The sequence below is a fragment of the Sphingopyxis sp. BSNA05 genome, from assembly GCF_013265645.1.
Classification (GTDB): Bacteria; Pseudomonadota; Alphaproteobacteria; order Sphingomonadales; family Sphingomonadaceae; genus Parasphingorhabdus.
In genome coordinates, this window is sequence record NZ_PYIA01000109.1 from 25,538 (window position 1) to 47,351 (window position 21,814).

The 21,814-nt window shown below is 57.4% G+C and carries 18 protein-coding genes and 6 pseudogenes; 9 read left to right on the plus strand and 15 right to left on the minus strand.

The window, feature by feature from the left end:
• Positions 1 to 8: 8 nt before the first annotated feature.
• From C8024_RS13595 to C8024_RS13605, 4 genes and pseudogenes are all read right to left on the minus strand, one after another.
• Entirely contained in the window at positions 9 to 650 is a 642-nt protein-coding gene (locus C8024_RS13595) for a 3-oxoacid CoA-transferase subunit B (RefSeq protein WP_173206108.1), read from the minus strand.
• Between the two features lie 2 nt (positions 651 to 652).
• Positions 653 to 1,549 (minus strand): hypothetical protein, encoded by an 897-nt coding sequence (locus tag C8024_RS21905; RefSeq protein ID WP_254305918.1) that lies wholly within the window; start codon positions 1,547 to 1,549, stop codon positions 653 to 655.
• Positions 1,550 to 1,652: 103 nt separating this feature from the next.
• Positions 1,653 to 1,895: pseudogene (locus C8024_RS22600) on the minus strand (DUF5076 domain-containing protein); the annotation flags it as partial.
• 31 nt (positions 1,896 to 1,926) lie between these two features.
• Positions 1,927 to 2,625: a CoA transferase subunit A gene (locus C8024_RS13605; protein ID WP_173206179.1), complete on the minus strand. Its 699-nt coding sequence runs from the start codon at positions 2,623 to 2,625 to the stop codon at positions 1,927 to 1,929.
• A gap of 110 nt (positions 2,626 to 2,735) precedes the next feature.
• On the opposite strand from C8024_RS13605, the gene C8024_RS13610 reads away from it, so the two are divergent.
• On the plus strand, positions 2,736 to 3,809 hold the full coding sequence (locus C8024_RS13610) for an esterase-like activity of phytase family protein (RefSeq protein WP_217272200.1): 1,074 nt from the start codon (positions 2,736 to 2,738) through the stop codon (positions 3,807 to 3,809).
• A gap of 4 nt (positions 3,810 to 3,813) precedes the next feature.
• On the opposite strand, the gene rpmB is transcribed toward C8024_RS13610, so the two are convergent.
• Complete coding sequence (rpmB, locus tag C8024_RS13615; protein ID WP_100092776.1) at positions 3,814 to 4,104, minus strand: 50S ribosomal protein L28; 291 nt, start codon at positions 4,102 to 4,104, stop codon at positions 3,814 to 3,816.
• A gap of 163 nt (positions 4,105 to 4,267) precedes the next feature.
• Between rpmB and C8024_RS13620 the strand changes: the two genes are divergently transcribed.
• On the plus strand, positions 4,268 to 4,726 hold the full coding sequence (locus C8024_RS13620; protein WP_173206114.1) for a nucleoside deaminase: 459 nt from the start codon (positions 4,268 to 4,270) through the stop codon (positions 4,724 to 4,726).
• Between the two features lie 3 nt (positions 4,727 to 4,729).
• Here the strand turns inward: C8024_RS13620 and C8024_RS13625 are convergent, their stop codons facing one another.
• Both C8024_RS13625 and C8024_RS13630 read right to left on the minus strand, forming a co-directional pair.
• On the minus strand, positions 4,730 to 5,530 hold the full coding sequence (locus tag C8024_RS13625; RefSeq protein WP_100092777.1) for a LytTR family DNA-binding domain-containing protein: 801 nt from the start codon (positions 5,528 to 5,530) through the stop codon (positions 4,730 to 4,732).
• Positions 5,531 to 5,573: 43 nt separating this feature from the next.
• Positions 5,574 to 6,757: pseudogene (locus C8024_RS13630) on the minus strand (sensor histidine kinase).
• Positions 6,758 to 6,918: 161 nt separating this feature from the next.
• On the opposite strand from C8024_RS13630, the gene C8024_RS13635 reads away from it, so the two are divergent.
• The gene (locus tag C8024_RS13635; protein ID WP_173206120.1) at positions 6,919 to 7,500 is read left to right on the plus strand and encodes an HD domain-containing protein; all 582 of its coding nucleotides are present in this window, start codon (positions 6,919 to 6,921) and stop codon (positions 7,498 to 7,500) included.
• Between the two features lie 19 nt (positions 7,501 to 7,519).
• Here C8024_RS13635 and C8024_RS13640 read toward each other — a convergent pair whose 3' ends face one another.
• Positions 7,520 to 8,059: a helix-turn-helix domain-containing protein gene (locus tag C8024_RS13640; RefSeq protein WP_100092779.1), complete on the minus strand. Its 540-nt coding sequence runs from the start codon at positions 8,057 to 8,059 to the stop codon at positions 7,520 to 7,522.
• Positions 8,060 to 8,231: 172 nt separating this feature from the next.
• Between C8024_RS13640 and C8024_RS13645 the strand changes: the two genes are divergently transcribed.
• The gene (locus C8024_RS13645) at positions 8,232 to 8,561 is read left to right on the plus strand and encodes a hypothetical protein (protein WP_100092780.1); all 330 of its coding nucleotides are present in this window, start codon (positions 8,232 to 8,234) and stop codon (positions 8,559 to 8,561) included.
• A 173-nt stretch (positions 8,562 to 8,734) separates the two neighbouring features.
• Positions 8,735 to 10,824 (plus strand): annotated as a pseudogene (locus C8024_RS13650) (bifunctional (p)ppGpp synthetase/guanosine-3',5'-bis(diphosphate) 3'-pyrophosphohydrolase).
• Between the two features lie 19 nt (positions 10,825 to 10,843).
• Here C8024_RS13650 and C8024_RS21915 read toward each other — a convergent pair.
• From C8024_RS21915 to rpsU, 4 genes are all read right to left on the minus strand, one after another.
• Positions 10,844 to 11,047, minus strand: coding sequence for an FKBP-type peptidyl-prolyl cis-trans isomerase (locus C8024_RS21915; RefSeq protein WP_254305920.1), 204 nt, complete (start codon positions 11,045 to 11,047; stop codon positions 10,844 to 10,846).
• Entirely contained in the window at positions 11,047 to 11,457 is a 411-nt protein-coding gene (locus C8024_RS21920) for an FKBP-type peptidyl-prolyl cis-trans isomerase N-terminal domain-containing protein (RefSeq protein ID WP_254305921.1), read from the minus strand. Before C8024_RS21920 ends, C8024_RS21915 begins: the two co-directional genes overlap by 1 nt.
• A 65-nt stretch (positions 11,458 to 11,522) precedes the next feature.
• Positions 11,523 to 12,086 carry an FKBP-type peptidyl-prolyl cis-trans isomerase gene (locus C8024_RS13660; protein WP_100092782.1) on the minus strand — a complete coding sequence of 188 codons (564 nt, stop codon included), beginning with the start codon at positions 12,084 to 12,086 and terminating at the stop codon, positions 11,523 to 11,525.
• A 35-nt stretch (positions 12,087 to 12,121) separates the two neighbouring features.
• Positions 12,122 to 12,328 carry a 30S ribosomal protein S21 gene (gene rpsU / locus C8024_RS13665; RefSeq protein WP_067197663.1) on the minus strand — a complete coding sequence of 69 codons (207 nt, stop codon included), beginning with the start codon at positions 12,326 to 12,328 and terminating at the stop codon, positions 12,122 to 12,124.
• 258 nt (positions 12,329 to 12,586) lie between these two features.
• Here rpsU and C8024_RS13670 point away from each other — a divergent pair.
• Both C8024_RS13670 and C8024_RS13675 read left to right on the plus strand, forming a co-directional pair.
• Positions 12,587 to 13,350: pseudogene (locus C8024_RS13670) on the plus strand (class II aldolase/adducin family protein).
• Between the two features lie 99 nt (positions 13,351 to 13,449).
• On the plus strand, positions 13,450 to 13,989 hold the full coding sequence (locus C8024_RS13675) for a (2Fe-2S)-binding protein (RefSeq protein ID WP_173206123.1): 540 nt from the start codon (positions 13,450 to 13,452) through the stop codon (positions 13,987 to 13,989).
• A 170-nt stretch (positions 13,990 to 14,159) separates the two neighbouring features.
• Here C8024_RS13675 and C8024_RS13680 read toward each other — a convergent pair whose 3' ends face one another.
• On the minus strand, positions 14,160 to 16,322 hold the full coding sequence (locus C8024_RS13680) for a TonB-dependent receptor (protein WP_367947344.1): 2,163 nt from the start codon (positions 16,320 to 16,322) through the stop codon (positions 14,160 to 14,162).
• A gap of 157 nt (positions 16,323 to 16,479) precedes the next feature.
• On the opposite strand from C8024_RS13680, the pseudogene arsC reads away from it, so the two are divergent.
• A pseudogene (gene arsC, locus C8024_RS13685) lies at positions 16,480 to 16,829 on the plus strand (arsenate reductase (glutaredoxin)).
• Positions 16,830 to 16,876: 47 nt separating this feature from the next.
• Positions 16,877 to 17,716 carry a ParA family protein gene (locus C8024_RS13690; protein WP_173206129.1) on the plus strand — a complete coding sequence of 280 codons (840 nt, stop codon included), beginning with the start codon at positions 16,877 to 16,879 and terminating at the stop codon, positions 17,714 to 17,716.
• Here the strand turns inward: C8024_RS13690 and C8024_RS13695 are convergent.
• Positions 17,623 to 19,992 carry a putative bifunctional diguanylate cyclase/phosphodiesterase gene (locus C8024_RS13695; protein WP_367947345.1) on the minus strand — a complete coding sequence of 790 codons (2,370 nt, stop codon included), beginning with the start codon at positions 19,990 to 19,992 and terminating at the stop codon, positions 17,623 to 17,625. The two genes, C8024_RS13690 and C8024_RS13695, sit on opposite strands and share 94 nt — an antisense overlap.
• Before the next feature lie 87 nt (positions 19,993 to 20,079).
• A pseudogene (locus tag C8024_RS13700) lies at positions 20,080 to 21,808 on the minus strand (fatty acyl-AMP ligase).
• Between the last annotated feature and the right edge of the window lie 6 nt (positions 21,809 to 21,814).

The following is a 21,814-nucleotide window of genomic DNA, read 5'->3' on the forward strand; positions in this document are numbered from 1 at the left end:
CCCGTAACTTATAATGCTATTTCATAGGCAGCGGTGGTTTTCGCGGCGACATCCTCGGCACTGACACCCGGAGCCAGTTCGATCAGCCGGAACGGGCTGTCATGGTCGGGCCGCTGGAACACACATAGATCGGTAATGATCATGTCGACGACATTGGTCCCGGTCAGCGGCAATGTGCATTCGGGAATGAACTTGGGACTGCCATCCTTTGCACAATGGTCCATCACGACGATGATCTTCTTCACACCCGCAACCAGGTCCATCGCGCCGCCCATGCCCTTGATCATCTTGCCGGGAATCATCCAGTTAGCGATATCACCATTTTCGGCAATTTCCATCGCGCCCAAAACGGTCAAATCAATATGGCCGCCGCGGATCATGGCAAAGCTGTCGGACGAACCGAAATAGCTTGAGGATGGCAGTTCGCTGATCGTCTGCTTGCCGGCGTTGATCAGGTCGGGATCGATCTCGTCCTCATAGGGAAAGGGTCCGATACCGAGCATCCCGTTCTCGCTCTGCAAGGTGACCTCCACGCCCGGCGGAATATGATTGGCGACCAGCGTTGGAATGCCGATGCCGAGATTCACATAATAGCCATCATGCAGTTCCTTTGCCGCCCGAGCGGCCATTTCATCGCGAGTCCAGGGCATAGTCATCCTTCTTTGTCATCTGGTTTGGCTACCATTTCCTTGGTCGCTTCCACAAGTGGGGGCGGCGTTAGAAACCAGCCGTTGTCGAACATATGATTGAGCGTAATGGCTCCGTCGGGCTCCAGCAAATAATCATAAAGCTCGTCGAAATCAGCACGGTTGTCGCCCGCAATGGCGACAATGCAATAGTTGCGTGCTGCATCCCAACGCCGAACCTGTTTGCGGTCTTCCCCGCCGCGGTCAAGGAAAAGAAAATCATCCGATTCGGAATGTGAAAAACCGGCTTCGTTGAGAATGGCGGAAATTCTCCCGGATGCAGCAACCGGATGATCGGACAGCCAAATCACGCTGATCTGGGCAAAATGCAGACGGTTGAGCGCTTCGACCAGACCATTTTGCCGGTAAAGCGTCTCGGCCTTCAGGAGCCCGGCAGCTGCTGGGCCATCGAGATCAATGAGCACGGCCAGTGGTTTGCCTTCGCAATCCATGGTTTCGGGCTGAAAAATATCCACGCGCGGAACCAGTACCACCGATTCCACGCCCTCTCCCGTTTCCAGTCTGGCCGATTGTTTCAGGGCATGAGCTGCAAAACTGGCATAAGGCGAAGCGCCCGGCACCAACGGCTGGAAATTTTGAGACTCCCGGTCAGCCGAGCCACTTTCCAGATCAAGCTCCGCAATTTCAAATGCGCCGCCCTGTCCGGCAGGGCCGTCAGCGGGCACCGGCAAACCTGCCGCGCTGTCGCCGTCGAGCCCGATCGTCACGGAGCCGACCGGCATTCCCAGACCAATCGCACCGGATGCAACCAGCTCCTGCTTCGCCCGGCCGCGATCGATCTCGTTTTTGCCAATCGTCCCCAGAGCGGCCAGCGGCAGCAGCGCTGCGACGCAACCTGACAAGAGCGTGCAAGCTGATAAAGATAGAAATATATGGCCAGCTCTCGACATCAGTTCGGTTTTCATAATCCTGAACGGTATCGAGGTCGGTTGTATTTCGATCGCGTTCGGCTTCCAGCCCGGACCAAATTCTTCGCAACGCTTCTGTTTCGCTTATATCATGGGCCTGGGCGAAAGCTCTGGCCCCATGCCGGATGGCATCGACCATCAGCATGCCGAACATCTCTGGCTGAGCCAGCTTGTCAGGTTGAATCAGACACGTAGCAGGACCGTTATCCTCTACCCAGAGCCTCGCGACTTCATGGGATTGATCCAGAAAGTCATATTCATCGACTGCAATTGCGTTGATGAACCGGCCCTCAGATTTTTTTCCTCAGCCATCAGGCGTCTGCGCGTTCCCGGGTCATGCGGAATTCGATCTTCTTGTCATAGGGCGACCCATCGATCAGGCGTTTTACATAGATGCCCGGCAAATGGATGCAATCCGGATCCAGTTCGCCGACTTCGACGATTTCCTCGACCTCGGCGACGCAAATCTTGCCTGCGGTCGCCATCGGCGCATTGAAATTCCGCGCCGTCTTGCGAAACATCAGATTGCCCGCCTTGTCGGCCTTCCAGCCCTTGATCAGGCAGAGGTCGGCAAAAATCCCGCGCTCGAGAATATAGGTCTCGCCATCGAATTCCTTATGCTCCTTGCCCTCGGCCACCTGCGTGCCGACGCCGGTCTTGGTATAAAAGCCGGGAATACCCGCGCCACCAGACCGGCACCGTTCGGCCAGCGTTCCCTGTGGACAGAATTCCACTTCCAGTTCGCCGGAGAGAAACTGCCGCTCAAATTCCTTGTTCTCGCCGACATAGGAGGAGATCATTTTCTTCACCTGGCGCGAACGCAACAATTTGCCGAGCCCCTCGTTATCGATGCCGGCATTGTTGGATGCGATGGTGAGCCCCTTGACGCCGTCTTCCTGGATCGCATCAATCAACTTTTCCGGAATTCCGCACAGGCCGAAACCGCCAACGCAGAGATGCATTCCGTCAAATAAAAGGCCCTCGAGAGCGGCCGCCGCATCCGGATAGATTTTTTCATAAACTTGCTTTCCTGACTGGTTGTCTGCCGTCTAGCGCAGGAGGCGCACGAGCGTCCAGAATAGAATATGTTTGAAGATGCGAATCGGTTATGCGCAATCCCATGTTGCGTGTGCTTGCCTGTCTGTCGCTATTTTTCTTTCTGGTGCCGGTCACTTATGTGCGTGGTCCGGTACCGCCGGCAAATGACAGTCAATATATCGCGCTCGAACCGATCGCCCTGGATGCCAGAGACCCGGAACGTATCCGCGTCGGCCGTCTCGCCTTTCTGGGTGGCTGGAAAATTACCAGTGACAATGGCGAGTTCGGCGGCATATCCTCGATGCTGGCATTGCCGGACAACCGCTTCCTGATGCTCAGCGACAACGGCACACTGGTCGGTTTCACCCTGGACGAAGCAAATCATCGAGCGATCCGGCCGTTCATTGCCCCCCTGCCCGAGGGTCCTGCTCCGCCCAATGACTATGCAAAGAAGAACTGGGACTCCGAATCCTTTCTCCATGACCCCTGGACCGGTCAGTTCTGGGTCGGCTACGAGCATCAGCACAGTATCTGGCGCTACGGCCCCTCTTTTGCCCGCAAGGAATCCGTTAATTTCCCGAAAGCGATGCAGGAATGGCCGGACAATGGCGGTGCAGAGGCCATGCTTCGTTTACCGGACGGCCGTTTTCTGGTCTTTTCGGAATCGGCGAAATATTCCGAAGGCGGCTATCAGGCACTGGTCTTCGAGGGTGACGCATCCGAACCGGGCAGCAAGGCAAAGCTGATGGGATATCGGGGTCCGAAAGGCTATAAGCTCACCGACGCAGCATTACTTGATGACCGAACAGCCTTGATGCTGCACCGGCGCTTTACGCCGCTCGACGGGGTTTCGGCCATATTGTCGGTTGCGCGATTGGCGGATTTCGAACCGGGGAAGGTCGCGACATCGCAGCCGGTCGCCACGCTGAAACCGCCGGTCAAGGTCGACAATATGGAGGCTCTCGCGGTCACCCGGGAAGGCGCCAAGATAATCGTCTGGATCGCGTCGGATGATAATTTCAGCACGCTGCAGGAATCGCTGTTTTTCAAGTTCCAGCTGCTGGATGACGAAAACAGACTGAAAAAGACCGGTCCCGAAAGCCAAAACGAAAAAGCCGGGGCTAACCCCGGCTTTTCAACGTTCGAATCGGATTGATCGTTTAAGCGGTCGCAACCTGCTTTTTCACGATTTCCTTTTTGATGCGTTTGACGCGCAGGCTCAGCTTGTCGTCCTTGGTTTTCAGCAACCAGTTGTCGAGGCCGCCGACATGTTCCACAGAACGCAGGCCGTGGGTCGAAACACGCAGTTTCACGCCCTTGCCGAGTGTATCGGACAAAAGAGTCACATTTTGCAGATTGGGCAAAAATGTCTTTTTGGTCCGGTTTTTGGCGTGCGACACATTATTGCCTACCAGCCGAGTCTTACCTGTCAGTTCGCAAATCCGCGACATCGTAAAAGTCCAATTTCTTGTTATTGAGTGATTCCCAGCGGGAAAGAGCGGTCACCTAACCATAATCGAGCCATGCGTCAAGCATGTCCGAGCCATTTTGCGCGAACCGGTCCGTCTCCGGCTCCCTATAGCCTTCGAACCGCTTCCGCGCTACTCCACCGGCATGACGGCAGCAAGATATACTTCATTCATGGGCGATGCGCTGGATCTGGCTCGCGCGGCGATCGCCGTGGAGGAAGTGCCGGTCGGTGCCGTGATCGTCAGGAACGGCGAAATCATTGGCCGTGGCCACAATCGCACCCGCATCGACAACGATCCCACCGGCCATGCAGAAATTGTGGCGATTCGCGAAGCGACCCGCTTTCTCGGCAATGACCGGCTGGACGATTGCGACCTGTGGGTCACGCTCGAGCCCTGTACGATGTGCGCCGGCGCAATTGCCCATGCCCGGCTGCGCAGAGTCTATTATGGCGCCGATGATCCCAAGGGTGGTGCCGTGGACAGCGGTGTCCGCTTCTTCGACGCGCCGACCTGCCATCACCGGCCGGACGTTTACGCCGGGATAGAAGCAGAGAATTCCGCCGAAATGCTGCTGGGCTTTTTCCGCGGGCGCCGCGACTAAAGCCTAGTGCACAAAGCGCGCGACGACATCGCGATAGCTGCGGCTGACCTTGACCTGCGCGCCTGACCCGAGCACCAGAAAACATTCGCCATTGGTATGCGGCTTCACTTCCCGGACCTGGCTCAGATTGACGATGGTGGAGCGGTGCACCCGCTGGAAATGGCGCGGATCGAGGCGCTTCTCCAGATCCTTCATCGTTTCGCGCAGGATCAGGCTGTTGTCCGCGGTATAGATGCACATGTAATCGCCCGCGGCGTCGATCCGTTCGATCGTGTCGACATCGACGCGGAAAATCTGGCCGCGGTCCTTCACATTGATCAGCTTCTCATAGCGATTCGCCGATGCCGGCTCATCGGTATCCTCGATATCGGCCATCGCGTCGGGAGCCACTTCGCTGAGCACATTTTTCAGCTTTTCAAGCTCGGCACCGCCGCGTTTCTCCAGCAGGCGCTTTCGCACTCGGTCAATTGCGTCGGCCAGCCGGTCTTCCTCGACCGGTTTGACCAGATAGTCGATCGCCTCCGCCTCGAAAGCCCGGACAGCATGTTCGGAATAGGCAGTGACAAAGATGAACAGCGGCGGTTCGATCTCCATGATTCCCTGCACAACGGAAAAACCGTCAAAGCCCGGCATCTGGATATCAAGAAACACCAGATCGGGCTTCAGGGTCTTGATCTTGCGAATCGCTTCGCGGCCATTGCGACAGGTGTCGACAATCTCGATATCGTCAAATTTCTCGAGCCGGATCTGCAGACCCTGTATCGCCAGCTTCTCGTCATCGACTAAAATTGTCTTGATCGTCATGTTTTTAAATCCTTATGCTGAAATGATGCCATCGACCGTGCATTTACCGGCTCCCGCTGATGGTCATCACTGGATGCATGCTCTCCAAAATAGTCTCGTTCCTCAATTGCTCATCGGTGGCAGAATGGTCTGCCGCTTCCCGTTCGATCTGTTCTCTGGTTTCAAATGGCAAGGCGATGAATACCGAAAAGCCCTCGCCAGGCGACGAGCGCGTTTCGAATATCGCGCCTTCTCCATAAGCCTGGTTTAATCGCTCCTGAATATTCCCCAAGCCGACACCGGTCGATGCGGATTTACCCGACGTGCCGCCGATTTTCCCGGGCCCGGTATCCGAGACGACAATACGCAGCTTGTCGCCGTCGCGATGGGCCGACACCGAGATATCGGCGCCTTCCTCCTGCGGCGTCACCGCATATTTGATCGCATTCTCGACCAGAGGCTGAAGCAATAGCGATGGCAGCAGGGCATCGCGCACCGCGGGATCGATATCGAAATGCGACCGCAACCGTTCCTCGAAACGCATTTTCTCGATATCCAGATAGAGATGCAGGGTTTCCACCTCCTGCGCCAGCGTGACCCGGCTGTGGACTTCATTGACCAGCGTATGGCGCAGGAAAGAGGACAGGCGCGACAGCATGGCGTTGGCCGGTTCGGTCTGGCGCAGCAGCACCAGGGTCGAAATGCTGTTCAGCGTGTTGAACAGGAAATGGGGATTGAGCTGATAGCGCAGCATTGCCAGCTGCGCGCGGGTCGCTTGCGCTTCCAGCTGCAGCAGCTGGTCATTCTGTTCCTCCACCCGCAGGAAGAAATTGATCGCGTAATAGAGCGCCGACCATGCGCCGAGCAGCATGATGCCCAGAAACAGAGAACCCAGGAACAAGGTACCGAACGCGGTTTCCGACGCCGGGTTCTGGATAAGAAAGACCCAGGCGTCGATGAATGCATATAGCGCCGATGCAACCGTCAATATCGCGGCGGTGCTGCTCCATGTCACAATCGGGCGGCGGTGGATCAGATTCTTGTAGACCACCGACAGCAGCAGGGAGATCGAATAGCCGGTAATGGTCGAGATGATGACCGGCACCAGGAAACCAAGTGGCAATCCGTTGGATATCCCGCCAATCGCGCGCAGAATAAGCGCGCCGGCCCAGCCCGCGGATTGCAGGTTCCAGAATGCCCGGTTCTTGTTGCCAAAAACGGCTGGGGACGGATTTCCATAACGGCCATTGCGCCATCTATAGCGGGCCATTGCCGCTTGGGAAAGAATCGCCTATCATTTGCGCAAATAAGACGACGAAAGTTCCGTTCTTCGACGCAAATGCAAAGCTATTTGTATTGTTCGGTGACAAAATGGGACCAAAGATCGGCAAAATACAAAGGAGAATATCATGGGTGGTCCAAACGAAGTCCGGGCAAAATTTCCTTCGATGGAAGAGGGAACGCAGGAAGACTGGCAGATCATCGGCGGCCATTTCGGCCCTTTCGCCAGCAAGGTCGCCGACCGGGTACTGGACCATCTCAAATTGCTGGACGGAGATTTTGGCGGCTTCCCGATCGACCGGATGCAACATAGTCTGCAGACCGCCACCCGCGCGCACCGCGATGGCCGGGACGAAGAATATGTTGTAATGGCATTGCTGCACGATGTCGGCGATACGCTTGGCACCTATAACCATCCCGATATAGCCGCCGCGATCCTCAAACCCTTTGTCAGCGAGAAGAACCACTGGATCACGGAGAAACACGGCATTTTCCAGGGCTATTATTTCTTCCACTATCTCGGCCAGGACCGCGACATGCGCGAACAATATCGCGGCCATGAACATTTCGAGGATTGTGCGGAATTCTGCGCAAAATATGACCAGACGGCCTTTGACGCCAATTATGACACGGCGCCGCTGGAATTTTTCGAACCGATGGTTCGCCGCGTCATGGCGCGGCCGGTCAACAGTATTTACGCGACCGAATAGGGCAAGGCGGCGAACGGCCTCAGGCCGCCGAGGATTCGCCGATTTCCTTCAGGTGACGGACCACCATATCGTCGCGGTTGGCGCCTTCGGAATCCAGTTTCAATTCCGCTTCGTCGATCCAGCACAGATTTTCCATTTCCAGAACCCGGTCGTCATGCGCCCGGATGCTGATCGGTCCGATCGGCTGGCGATCGCGCGAATCGCATAAAATCGGATTGGACGCCACGCCGGTTTCCCATCTTTCGCCCCATTGCCGCAGAGCGATCATGGTTGGCAGAAGATCCTGCCCCTTGTCGGTCAGCCGATATTCCACTTTCCGCTTGTCGTGATCACAGGGACGGCGGGTCATGATCCCCGCCTCGACCATCCGGGTCAGCCGATTGGCCAATATGTTCCGGGCGATGCCGATTTCAGAGAGAAAATCCTCAAAATGCCCGACGCCGTTGAGTGCCGCGCGCAATATCATGAAGCACCATCGCTCGCCGATGACTTCCAGCGATACGGGAAGGCTGCACTCTCCGCTCGTCAGACTCGATAAATCTTCTCTGATTTTGTCCATATAGCCATTCCTAAACCAGTTTTCTGGCGAGTGCGAAAAAATATACGTTTTAGTTGCAACTTAAAACCTAATAATATAAGTAGTGATTCGCAACCTAAATTGCAACCGTAATTTTCTCCCCTGCGGCCCGGGCACCCGGGTTTCGCAACTGATAAAGAAGAAAGGAAATATCATGCTTCTCTCCCAAAGCCCGCTTCGCGCTTCCATATTATTCTCGATCGCGGCAATGACATCCCTGACCCTGTTCACGGCGACGACCGCCGAAGCGCGCACTACGCCAGTCGCCTATACCGCCGAATTGCAGGCGCCGGTGGAAGCCGGCCAGGAAATCATCCGGGGCGCGGTCGTTCGCTGCACCGGCACCGAATGTATCGGCACGAAAAGCAGCTCCGCACCGCGGACGATCTGCGCCAAGATCGCCGACAAATTCGGCCCGGTGACGAGCTTCGCCTACAAAGGCGAGGCTTTTGACGCCGAAGCGATCGCCAAGTGCAACAACTGATTTGACCATCCCCGTCTGACCGGCTTTCTCGCTCCCCGTGACTGCCAGATTTCTGGCCCCCGCCGGTCAGCTTTAGCGCCGAAGCCCGGACTTGCTTCCCTTCCCCGGAAACAAGCGGCGGCTTCGGCGCTCTTTTTGTTGCCCCAGCCTTAAAAGCGCACCATCTTTAAGCCATGCTAAGACAATATGAACTGGTGGAGCGAGTAAGATCCTATGATCCCGATGCGGACGAGGATCTGATCAACCGTGCCTATGTTTTTCCGTTCAAAGACACGGCAGCCAGAAACGGGCCAGCGGCGACCCCTATTTCAGCCACCCGATCGAGGTTGCCGGCCTGATGACCGATCTCAAGCTGGACCAGCAGACGATTGTGACGGCGCTGCTCCACGATACTGTCGAGGATACGCTCACAACGTCGGAAGAAATCAGCAAATTATTCGGTTCGGAAATCGCCCGGCTGGTCGATGGCGTGACCAAGCTCTCCAAGATCGAGGCGCAGACCGACAACGAGAGAGCCGCGGAAAATCTCCGCAAATTCCTTCTGGCGACGTCGGATGATATCCGCGTGCTGCTGGTCAAGCTGGCCGACCGTCTGCACAATATGCGGACGCTGCATTTCATCAAGAGTGAAGAGAAGCGGCTGCGGATCGCCCATGAAACCATGGATATCTATGCGCCGCTGGCAGAGCGGATCGGCATGTATGAATATATGCGCGAGATGCAGTTGCTGGCTTTCGAGCATATGGAGCCCGAAGCCTATGACACCATCACCAAAAGGCTGCAGGCGATCAAGGAAGGCGACGAGGGCCAGGTCGATAAAATTGCCCAGTCCATCCAGAAGGCCCTCGAAAGCGGCGGGCTGGTAGCGGAAGTCAGCGGCCGGGAGAAACATCCCTATTCGATCTGGCGCAAGATGCAGGAACGACACGTCAGTTTCGAGCAGCTTACCGACATCATGGCCTTCCGGGTGGTTACCGACAATAGCGCCGAATGCTACCGGGCGCTGGGCATCCTGCACGAAAAATGGAAAATGGTCCCCGGCCGGTTCAAGGACTATATTTCCACGCCCAAGCGCAACGGATACCGGTCGATCCACACAACCATCATGCACGGCAATAATATGCGGGTGGAAATCCAGATCCGTTCACAGCGCATGCACGAGGACAATGAATTCGGTCTTGCCGCGCACTGGGCCTATAAACAGGGCAACCGGCCCGATGGACAGGCCGGCTGGATTCGCGACCTGATCGAAATTCTGGATCAGGCGGAGGACGCCGAGGAACTGCTCGAGCACGCCAAGCTGGCAATGTATCAGGACCGGATTTTTGCCTTCACCCCGAAAGGTACGTTGCTGCAGCTGCCGCGCGGATCGACCACCGTCGACTTTGCCTATGCGGTGCACACCGATCTCGGAAACCAGGCGGTCGGTGCCAAGGTCAACGGCCGGCACGTGCCGCTCCGGACCCAGCTGCAAAATGGCGATGTCGTCGAAATCCTCAAGTCCAAGGGACAGGAACCGCAGCCGGGCTGGCTATCCTTTGTCATCACCGGAAAGGCCCGCGCAGCGATCCGCCGCAACGTCCGGTTCAAGGAGCGTGACGAGATTATCGCGATCGGCACGGAACTTTACGAGGAAATCATCGAGCGCCTGCCCGGCAAGATCGGCAAGCGCGCGATCAAGGCCGCGCTCAAACGGCTGGACCTGAAGGAGCCAGACGACCTGATGATCGCGATTGGCACCCGCCAGCTCAGCGATCGGGAAGTTATGGAAGCGATCATCCCGGGCAGCGTGCACGACAATGACGACGAGCGGCAATGGCCGGAACAGGATCGCGCGATTTCGATAAAGGGGCTGACGCCCGGCGTGGCATTCAATCTCGCCGAATGCTGTCACCCGGTACCCGGCGACCGGATCGTCGGCTTGCGTCGCAGCGGCCAGAATGTCGAGGTGCACACGATCGACTGCCAGAGCCTTGCCGACGGCGTCGATGCCGACTGGGTCGATCTCAGTTGGGGCAATGAAAGCGATGGCGCAGCGGCGCGGCTATGCGTGGTCTTGCACAACAAGCCGGGGACGCTGTCCGAAATGGCGGGGATTTTCGGCTTTCACAACGCCAATATCCTGAACCTGCGCCTGTCCCACCGGGACGGCCCGTTCCATACCTTCGACGTCGATCTGGAAGTGCACAATGTCCACCATCTGATGCGGATATTGTCAGCCCTGCGCGCGTCGGAAGCGGTCGCCCAGGCAGAACGGACCTGACGCCCGCTTACAGCCTGTTTCAGGAAGCGGGCGGTGGTCCGCCGGGGACGCCCTGCGCCTGCATCTGCTGACGCAATTCCTCCATCTGTTCGGCGGAAATGAAATCCAGCAGCGTCACATCGAAAATGAGCAGGCTTCCCGACGGGACCTGTTCACTCGGTGAGGCTTCGCCATAGGCCAGATCGGACGGAATCCAGAGGCGATATTCGCCGCCTTTCTGCATCAGCTGCAGCGCTTCGGAAAACCGGGCACGACCCCGCCAACCGGCATCGGGGCCTGGTCATTGGCATCAAAGATAGTACCGTCGCGCAGCGAGCCTTCATATTTGACCAGAGCGGTGTCACTAGCCACCGGAGACGGCCCCTTGCCTGCCTTGATCACCTGATATTGCAGCCCCGACTTGGTTTCCATAACGCCCGGCTGCTTGGCATTGTCGGCCAGAAACTCGTCATTGCCTGGCGGCGGAAACAGCTGTTCCCATCCCGACTGGACAAATTCCGTCGGACTCGTTTTCTCCGGGATCGCAGCGGCGAGCGCAGCAAGGAAAATCATCCCCAGCAGCAGCCCGAACAGAAACGGCCTGACAGAGGACGACGGACGGCTGGCTTGCGGATTCGAGGCGATATCAGACACGCATTATTCTCCAAAAATCCGGAAACGCTATTATGAAAATATGGAGGTCGCTAGCGGCCCGGAATTTACGGATTTCCGGGAGCACCCTGTGCCTGCATTTGCTGGCGCAACTCTTCCATCTGCGCCTGCGAGATAAAGTCGATCAGTGCGACGTCGAAGATCAGCAGGCTGTTTGGCGGAATCTGCTCGCCGGGAGACGCCTCGCCATATGCGAGTTCAGATGGGATCCAGATGCGATATTCGCCGCCCTTCTGCATCAGTTGCAGCGCTTCGGAAAATCCGGGAACGACGGCCCCAACCGGCATCGGTGCCTGCTCGTTGGCGTCGAAAACCGTGCCATCGCGCAACGTGCCTTCATATCTCACCAGAGCGGTATCGGTAGCGATCGGCGAAGGTCCTTCACCGGGCGTGATAACCTTATACTGCAGCCCGGAATCGGTCGTCACGACACCATCTTCATCGGCATTGGCTGCCAGAAACTGTTCGTTGGAGGCACCGACAACAACGGCATTCTGGGTCCCGGCATAGGCAAGGCCGAGCGCGACAGCGACAACCAGCAGCACGCCGATCCAGATCTTGGTCAGCGAACCCTTTTTGATGGGGTGAATCGGAACCGTCGTAACAGACATGGGCAGGCTACCTTATATTCGTGGAGCCGAAGCGTTTAAATAAGGCCGTCGCGTTCCATGCGCTTGCGGTCCATCTTGCGGGCGCGGCGAACGGCAGCAGCCTTTTCGCGAGCGCGCTTTTCGGATGGCTTTTCATAATGGCGACGAAGCTTCATTTCGCGATAGACGCCTTCACGCTGCAATTTTTTCTTGAGCGCCCGGAGGGCCTGATCAACATTATTATCGCGAACCATGATTTGCATAAGACTGAGTAACTCCGTTCAGATTTCGTAGCGGTCCAGAAGCAATTTCTTCCGGCCAATATTAGTGTAAAAGCCATAAAAAGGGTTTGCAGCAGAATCAATCTGCTTCAATCTCGCGCCGCCTATCAATTTCTTGGAACCGAGGCAAGCTTTTACACGATTCAATGCGCGAATGACAGGCGCTTTGCATTCGTCTTTTCGGGGCTTTGCTATAATATGCCGAACAAAGATAATATGAGCCGATTCGAGGAGAGAGAAATGGCAACCGCGATCAACGTCCAGTCCAGCTGCAGCGAAGCAGAATGGAAGGCCCGCCAGCGGCTCGCAGCCTGCTACCGGATTTTCGCCTATCTCGGCTGGGACGAAATGATCTTCAATCATGTCACGCTCAAGGTACCGGGCGAAGATGACGCCTTTCTGATCAATCCCTATGGTCTGCATTTCAGCGAAGTGAGCGCCTCGAACCTGGTCAAGATCGATATCGACGGCAACACGCTCGATGGCTCGACCTTTCCGGTCAACAAGGCCGGCTTCACCCAGCACAGCCTGTTCCATCGCGAATTGCCGGACGTCCACGCGATCATCCACACCCACACGACCGCGACCATGGCGGTATCGTCGGTTGAAGGCGGCCTTCAACCGATCAATTTCTACGCCGCCGCCATCGTCCCGCGCCTCGCCTATCACAAGTTTGAAGGCATTACGGTGCACGAGGATGAAGGCCCGCGCTTTCTCGCCAGCTTGGCAAGAAACGGATGATGATGCTGGAAAATCACGGACCGGTGGTGATGGGCCGGACGCTGGAACAGGCCTTTCTAAACCACTGGGTGCTGCAGCGCGCCTGCGAAATCCAGATGCAGACCCTGTCGATGGGCAAGCCGGTGATGATCGGCGAAGAGGTAATCCGGAAGCATCTCGACAATCTGTCGCAGGCCTCGATCGATCCGCTGCAGCAGGGCGTCCCGGAATTCGACGCGATGGTACGGTTGATCGATCGCGAAGACAAAAGCTGGCGGGAGTAATAACCGCTTTCGTCATGCCGAACTTGTTTCGGCATCTCTTATTGCATAAGCCACTCGCAGGAGGTCCTGAAACAAGTTCAGGATGACGAGCAGGACGCCATGACCAAATTCACCGTCAATGACCGTCCGGTCCAGTACCGGATGGACCCGGAAACGCCGCTGCTATGGGCGCTGCGTGACGCGTCCAATCTTACCGGTACCAAATATGGCTGCGGCACGGGCGATTGCGGCGCCTGCATGGTCGAGGTCGACGGTGAGGCGATCCGCTCCTGTCTGGTCACCATCGGCGAGATGGAGGGCCGTTTTGTCACGACGATAGAAGCGCTTTCGCGCGATCGCAGCCATCCGGTCCAGCAGGCCTGGGCGGCAGAGAATGTCCCGCAATGCGGCTTCTGCCAGTCCGGCATGATCATGGCGGCGGCGGTATTGCTGAAGAAAAATTCCAATCCGTCGAAAGCGGCGATTGACGAGGCAATTACCAATATCTGCCGCTGCGGCACCTACCCGCGCATCCGAGAGGCGATCCAGCGTGCCGGTCGTGTTGCACGCGGTGAAGCGGTGCTAAGTGTAGCCCCGCCGCCGGGCATTGATCCCGAAGATGCCGCCAAGGCAGTCCCGGCACTGACGCCCAAGGAATGAGTTGTTCACCCGCGAAGGCGGGCGTCCGTCCAGAAGCATCGAGATACATCCTGGCGGGAATTTTGCAGCGCTTTCAGATCGCAAAAAGCTGAACCTCTCCACGCTTGCGCGCTGACCGGATTTTGCAGATGGGCCCCGGCCTTCGCCGGGGCACAAGTTCCGCGTAAAGTCTAAAAACCAAATTTCACGGTCAGCCGGGCGTTGAGCGGCTCACCGGTTGAAATATTGTCATTATTATGGACCGACGGATAATAGGTCTCGTCGAACAGATTCTCGACGTTGAGCTGCAATTGCACCTGCTCGCTGACATCATAATAGAGCGCGGCATCAACTCGGGTGAAGGCCGGGATACGGACCGTATTGTCATTGGTGGCAAACTGGCACGACTGATGGGTCACGCCCAGACCGGCAGCAAATTGATCGGTGAAATCATATTTCGTCCACAGCGATACCATATGCTCCGGCACCTGGAACAGGCGCAATTCCTGACCGCCAACGGTAGTTGCGTTGCGCTGCTGGCCGTCGAGATAGCTATAGCCTGCGTTGATCTGCAATTGCTCGGTCAGCTTGCCGACGAGCTGGAACTCGACGCCTTCGGTCCTGGAACCGGACAGGGTTGTATTGCCCTGATTATCGAGCAGGATCGACTGATCATCACGGTCGAGGCGGAAAAGCGCAGCGGTCAGGCTGAGCCCCGATGTCAGGTCATATTTCACACCAATTTCGTAATTTTCGAATGTTTCGGGCGCCAGATTGGCATTGCTCGGCGTGAGCGTCAGAAACTGGTCGCCCGAACGCGGCAGGAAGCTCTTCGCATAGCTCGCATAGATCGAGATATTCTCCTGCGGCTTGTAGATCGCGCCAAAACGCGGCGAGAATTTCTCGTCGGTCCGGCCAAGCAGCAAGCCGTTCTGGATATCGTTTACATCCAGATCAAACCGGTCAAAACGCACACCGCCGATAATCTCGAAATGATCACCGATGCTGATCTGGTCCTGCACATAAAGCGACAGGAACTTCAGGTCGGAAACAGTGCTGCGGCTGAACGCCGGAAAGGTGAAGGCCGGAACAGCGATCGGATCGGTCAGCGGAACAACGATCTGGTCGTCATTGCTAGCCGCAAATAATATGTCCCGCCGGGCGTTGGCGGATTTCTGCTCGCCATATTCATAACCGAGTAGCAGGCTGTGGCCAAAAACCCCGGTGTCGCCCGTCCACAGGAGATTGCCCTGGGTGATGAAATTTTCGCGGTCGGTCGTGTCGACATAGCCGTCGAGCGTGACCGAATCGGCGACCGGCGTCAGCCGGATGTCGTTGCTGCGCGCGTCCACCGGATAGACGTTGCGATAAAGCTTGTCATAGTCGCCATATTGCGTGGTCGAACTGAAGCTCAACTCATCGCTGAAATCATGCTCGAACCGCAATTTCAGGATATGCGCCTGCAGCGTCGTGCGATTGGTGCCGGGCTGGCCAAACAATGTATCGTGATAACCGGTCAGCGGGCCGCAAGGGTCGGCAAACGAACAGGCATCGCCCAGAGCGCGCAGTTCCGCCGGATTGCCACGGTCGACTGCGCGGTCATCGTCGACATATTCGTAGGATAGCAAGACCCGGCTCTTGTCGCCCAATTCGGCGCCGAAGGTCGGATTGATGGCGAATCGGCGACCATCGTAAAAATCACGATGGTTGTTGAATTCCTCATACAGGCCGTTGAGCCGGAAAGCAGCTGATTCACCCACCGGCAGATTGAGGTCACCCGAAAGATAAAATGCGCCGAAGCTGTCGACACTTGCGGTTGCTTCGCCAAACTGGCGATCGGCAATCGGTGATTTGACCACCCGGTTGATGATCCCGCCACCGCCCCCGCGGCCAAAGATCATCGCATTGGGACCTTTGTGAATCTCGACTCGCTCGATATTGTAGAGCGGCCGGAAATATTGGACGTCGTCGCGAATGCCATCGACGAAGAAATCCGCGGTGGTGTTCTGTCCCCTGATGGTGATCTGGTCGCGATTGCCTTCACCCTGCCCGATCGATGCACCCGGCGTGTAGCGGAGAATGTCGCCAATATCCTGAAGCGCCTGGTCGTCAAGCTGCTCGCGGGTGACGACCGAGACGGTCTGCGGTGTATCGATCAGCGGCGTGTCGGTTTTCAAGCCCGCGCTGCTGATCGCAACATAGCCTTCCTTTTCACCGGTGACGATAATCTCCTGATCATCTGCAAAGCCGTCTTCCAGCGCCTCTGCTGCAGCAACGGGGGCTGGGATCGCGGCAATCGCGGCGAGGCTGACAGAAACGCAGAAGCGCAAAGAACGGCGCGAAATAATATTCACGAAGAATCTACCTGATATGGAAACTGGACTAAACATCGGTGCTGCTAATGCGAATGGTTTTCATATGCAATAGCGAAGCTTGGTTCCGTTGGGTTTTCTTTGAACCCGCCAGCCAATTCGTGTTTATGAGAGTCGTTTAACGAATCGGGAGAGAAACATGAAAGCAACCATCTGGCACAATCCGAAATGCGGGACGTCGCGCAAGACCTTGGCGATATTGGAAGAAACGCCCGGTGTTGACCTGACCGTTGTCGAATATCTGAAAACCCGCCCAGCCGTGCCAAGCTGGAACAGCTGTACAGCGATGCTGGAATGACGCCGCAGGAAGGCCTACGAGTCCGCGGTTCCCCGGCCGAGGAGCTGGGGCTGACAAAAGATGACGCCACTGCCGACCAGATTCTGGATGCCATGGCCAGGGAGCCGATCCTGATCAACCGGCCGCTGGTCGAGACCGACAAGGGAGTCAGACTGTGCCGGCCGCAGGATATCGTGCAAGAAATACTCTGACGCGATTTGCTTCCGGCGGATTGGGATAGAACGGACCGGGAAAGACAATGGCGGTAATCGCAGTGTACAGTATGAAAGGTGGCGTCGGCAAAAGCTGCACCGCAGTGAATCTGGCATGGAACAGCGCCGTCGGCAGCTCACGGCGGACATTGCTCTGGGACCTGGATCCGCAAGGCGCCGCTTCGTTCATTCTCAAGGGCGACAAGTCGAAAAAGGACCGCGCGCGCGCCATGGTCGCCGGCGATGTCAATCCGGAAAAGCTGATCAAGCATACGGACGTGGAGAATCTCGATATTCTGGCCGCCGACGTATCGTTGCGCGGTCTCGACCGGCTGTTCTTCCAGATCAGCAAGAAACGGCATCTCGGCAAGCTGCTGCAGGAAATCGGCAAGAATTATGACCGGATCATTCTCGATTGCCCGCCCGGCCTGACCGAAACCAGCGAACAGATATTGCGCAACGCCGATATTGTCATCGTACCGACAATCCCCTCCCCGCTGTCGGAACGCGCGCTCACCGATGTCCAGATGTTTCTGAACAGCAACAGCAAGAAACACGCGCCATTGCTGCCGGTCTATACGATGGTCGACAGACGCCGCTCGATTCACAACGAGGGCCTGGCCCGCAAACCGAAATGGCCGGTCATTCCGATGTCGAGCGCCGTTGAACATATGACCAAATTGCAGCAGCCGGTCGGCAGCTTCGCACCGCGCAGCCCTGCCGCACAGGCCTATGCCCGGATCTGGCGCGGCATCGAGAAAAGGCTGGCGAAAAATAGTCCGGCTGGACGGACTCAGGCGGTCTTCTTGCCATATTCCAGATGTCCCGGTTCATATGAACGGAACAATTGCTTGGCATCGGCAGGGATCATCGGACGACCGAAATAATAGCCCTGGATCTTGCGACAACCCAGCCGCTTGATCATCTGCACTTCTTCTTCCGTTTCCGCGCCCTCGGCGGTCGTGGACATGCCCAGAGAATCCGCCATGGCGACGACCGCCCGGATGATGGCAAGACTTTCCGGAGCATTTTTGGCGGCACCCTGAACGAAACTGCGGTCGATCTTGATCGTGTTGAAACGGGTTTTGCGCAGATAGCCGAGCGAGCTATAGCCGGTGCCAAAATCGTCAAGCGAGAGGTTGACGCCCAGTGCAATGATCTGATCGAGCACTTCTGCAGCGCCGTTGCCCTCGCGCATGAAGATGCTTTCGGTAACCTCTATCTCCAGACGGCTGGGCGGAAGCCCGCTTTCCTCGAGCGCGGAGACCAGCATCGAAAGAAAATTCACTTCGGTCAACTGGTCCGCCGACACATTGACCGCGACCTTGACCGAGGCGGGCCAGGCCAGCGCTTCCTTGCATGCCGTCCGCAAGACCCATTCGCCGATCGGAACGATCAGCCGCGCTTCTTCGGCCAGCGGTACAAATTTGGCAGGGGAAACAACGCCGAATTCCGGACTGGTCCAGCGCAGCAAAGCCTCGAAGCCGACAACGCCGCCGGATTCTGCACTGACAACCGGCTGGTAATTGAGCGACAGTTCGTCATTCTCAAGCGCCTTGCGCAGCGCTATTTCCATGACTCGCCGTTCTTCTGCCTGGACATGAAGCTTCGGCTCATAATGGGTGTAGGCCCCGCCGCCCTGGTCCTTGGACCGGTAAAGCGCGAGATCGGCGCTGCGCATCAGCATTTCGACCGTGCGCCCGTCACGCGGACCGATCGCCGTACCGACGCTGGCGCCGATATATAACGTGTGCTGGTCAACCTCATAGGGCCGCGAGAGGGTGTCGATGATCCTCTCGGCCAGCAATTCCATATATTGGGTGTCGCTCGCTTCCTTGATCACGATGGCAAATTCGTCCCCTCCGAGACGCCCGCACAGCTCGTTGTCGGTCATGATCGAACGCAACCGGTCGGCTACGCGGGCCAGCAACCGGTCGCCCACCGGGTGGCCGAGCGTATCGTTCACGGCCTTGAACCGGTCGAGATCGATCATCATGAATCCGCAGCGGCCGTTCCATTTCTCGGCTGTCTGCATAGCCTTGCTGACCGCGTCGGTCAGCTGCAGGCGATTGGGGAGACGCGTGAGCGTATCGAATCTGGCGAGTTGCGAAATCTTGTCCGCCGACTGGCGCTGTTCGGTAATGTCCGAGCCGACACCACGAAAACCATGAAACACGCCATTGTCATCAAGCTTCGGAGAAGCGGACAATTCCCACCAACGGGTTTCGCCATTGATCTGCACGGGCACCAGCATGTTGCTGAAACTGTCGCGCTGTTTCAGCTTTTCCGCCAGTTCGTGCAGGGCGGTCGAGAATTTCCCGCTGTCCCAGGCTTCTCCGGCGACCAGCTGCAGAAACGGCTTGCCTTCGATCTCTTCGGTAGGCTGTCCTATCGCATGGGCGAATCGCGGCGAGACATGCATGATGCGGCGGGAGGTATCGGTCTGCCAGAGCCAGTCGGCGCCGGTATCCTCAAATTCCTTGAGCAACAGGCTGACCACTTCGCTTTTCTCGTTGAGACTGGCTTCCGCGACCCGCCGGTCAATGAACGACCGGCCGGACATCAGGCATCCGGAAATCAGCAGGACCGCGATTGCCAGAGTGGCCAGGGCCAGATGGGGGCTGCCGATATAGAGCCAGCCGAAAATTAGCGCTGCGCTGGACGATGATATGAACAAGATGCTGCTGAGCGGCATATTCGACAAGAGCATCGCCGAGCCCACCATCAGACAGATGATGGTCGCCCACACCGGTATCATGGTCAGCAGGTCAGAGCTGAAGGCAAATAGCAGGAAGCCAGCGCCCCACAGTGAGCCGCCAGCCAGGGAAATGAGGTAGAAAGCCGTCAATTCGGATCGGTGGATCGATTTCCGCTGCCAGGCAGACTGCTTTCGGTACAGCAGGTGGGCGTAGACATATACAGCGCACAAACATACGAGCCAGACACCGAGCAGCAGGATATTGACCTGGCCGACACCCAGTTGCAGGGTCAGCAGACCGCACACGACCGCAGCAACAATCTTCAGCAGACCATGCTGGTTATTGCCATTGAACTGCAACGCACGGATACGGCCCCAGTCGACCCCGGGGGGATCGGACAGGCCTAACAGCACGCTGAGCGGGATCACCCGAGGCAGGCCGGTTTGAGCGAATGTTCTTAACACCGCTCGTCCCTACAACGAAATTCTTAGCGAAAAGTAAGGATCGGGCTAATTTTTCTGCCCTATCCGGACCGCTTGTGCAGTCCCGCTTCAGGCGGCCACCGCATAAGGCTGAATATCACCGGAGAGATACAGGTTCCGGGCCTCGCACGGCTCAGTTTTCCGGAACTGGTTCTTGGCAAGGTCCGGGGCGGCACGAGCTCGATCACACAATTCATACCGGTAATGGCCCTCACCTTGTCCCGAATCTCGTCGCGCAGCCGCAACCGTTCGATCTCGTCGGATGTCCGGCACTGCACCAGCACCGCCGGCGTTTCTTCGCCGCCCGGCGTCGTGATTGCGAAGGCGGCAATATCGCCGGCCTTGAAACCGGGCAATTGTTCCACCGCCCACTCGATATCCTGTGGCCAGTGGTTCTTGCCGTTGATGATGATCATGTCCTTGGCGCGACCGACGATGTAGAGATAGCCGTTCGACAGATAGCCCATGTCGCCGGTATCGAGCCAGCCATCGACCAGACAGGCATCGGTTGCCTCCTGGTCGCGATAATAGCATTCCATTACCGCCGGGCCCTTCATCCAGACCTTGCCAACGGCCTTTTCAGCGAGCACCGCTCCGTTTTCCTCACGGATTTCAAGCTGCGTATCGCGAACCGGTTTCCCGCAATTGACGATCGCGCGATAGCGTTTCGGACGGCTGCCGTCGCTCTTTTCTCGCCGGACAGTTCGGTCTCTTCAACCAGTTCGACTTCCATGCCTTCGCCGGATGGCATCAGGGTTACGGCCAGCGTCGCTTCGGCGAGGCCGTAGCTCGGCAAGAAGGCCTTGGCGTCGAATCCCGCGGGCGCAAACGCATCGGTAAAGCGCTGCATCACGTCGGGCCGAATCATGTCGGCGCCATTGCCCGCCAGCCGCCAGCGCGAGAGGTCGAACCGCTCCTGCACATTGGACTGGCTGCCGATGCGCCGCGCGCAAATCTCGTAGCCGAAGGTCGGCGAGAAGCTGCAGGACGTGCCGGGATTGCGGGTGATCAGGTCCAGCCATGACAGGGGCCGCCGGGCGAAATCGGCGGTCTTGAGATAGTCGGTCGACACCTGGTTGGCGACCATCGACAGGAAGCATCCGACAAGGCCCATGTCATGATAAAAGGGCAACCAGGAGATACAGCGATCGGTGCCATTGATCAGCATGCCGTGGGCGTGCGAACCCAGATTGTGCAGCAGCGCCTTGTGCGAGACGGCAACGCCATGCGGAAAGCGGGTCGAACCGCTGGAATATTGCAAATAGGCGATATCGCTGCTGCTGGCTGTCGGCAATTCCACCTCAGGTGCGTCCTGTTGCGCGAACGCGTCCCAGCCGGAGATCGGGATCGAACGGGACTGGCCGGCCGGGCCTGCCAATTCGGCAATCTCGTCCGGGAACAGCAACAGGGCGGGGTCGCAGCTGTCCAGCTGCACGCCGATCTGGTCGATATAGCTTTCCTTGCCGCCGAAAGACGTCGGCAATGGCAATGGCACCGGCAGCGCACCGGCGTAAACAGCGCCGAAGAAAAGCGCGCAAAACTGCGGCTCGGTATCGGCGATCAGCGCCACCCGGTCGCCCGGTTTTATACCAGCAGCGATCAGGCGTTTTGCCGCCGCCAATGCGTCGTCACGCAACTCGCTGAACGGATAGGCCCGAACCAGCGAAGCGCGGGCATCGTGAAAGTTGAAGCCCTTTTCCCCTCTGGCCGCATAGTCCAGAGCTTCCCCCAGCGTCTCGAAATCGGAGAAGCGGCGCGGAAGTTCATCCAGGGTCGGGGTTGGTGTCAATTCGGTCATTCAATA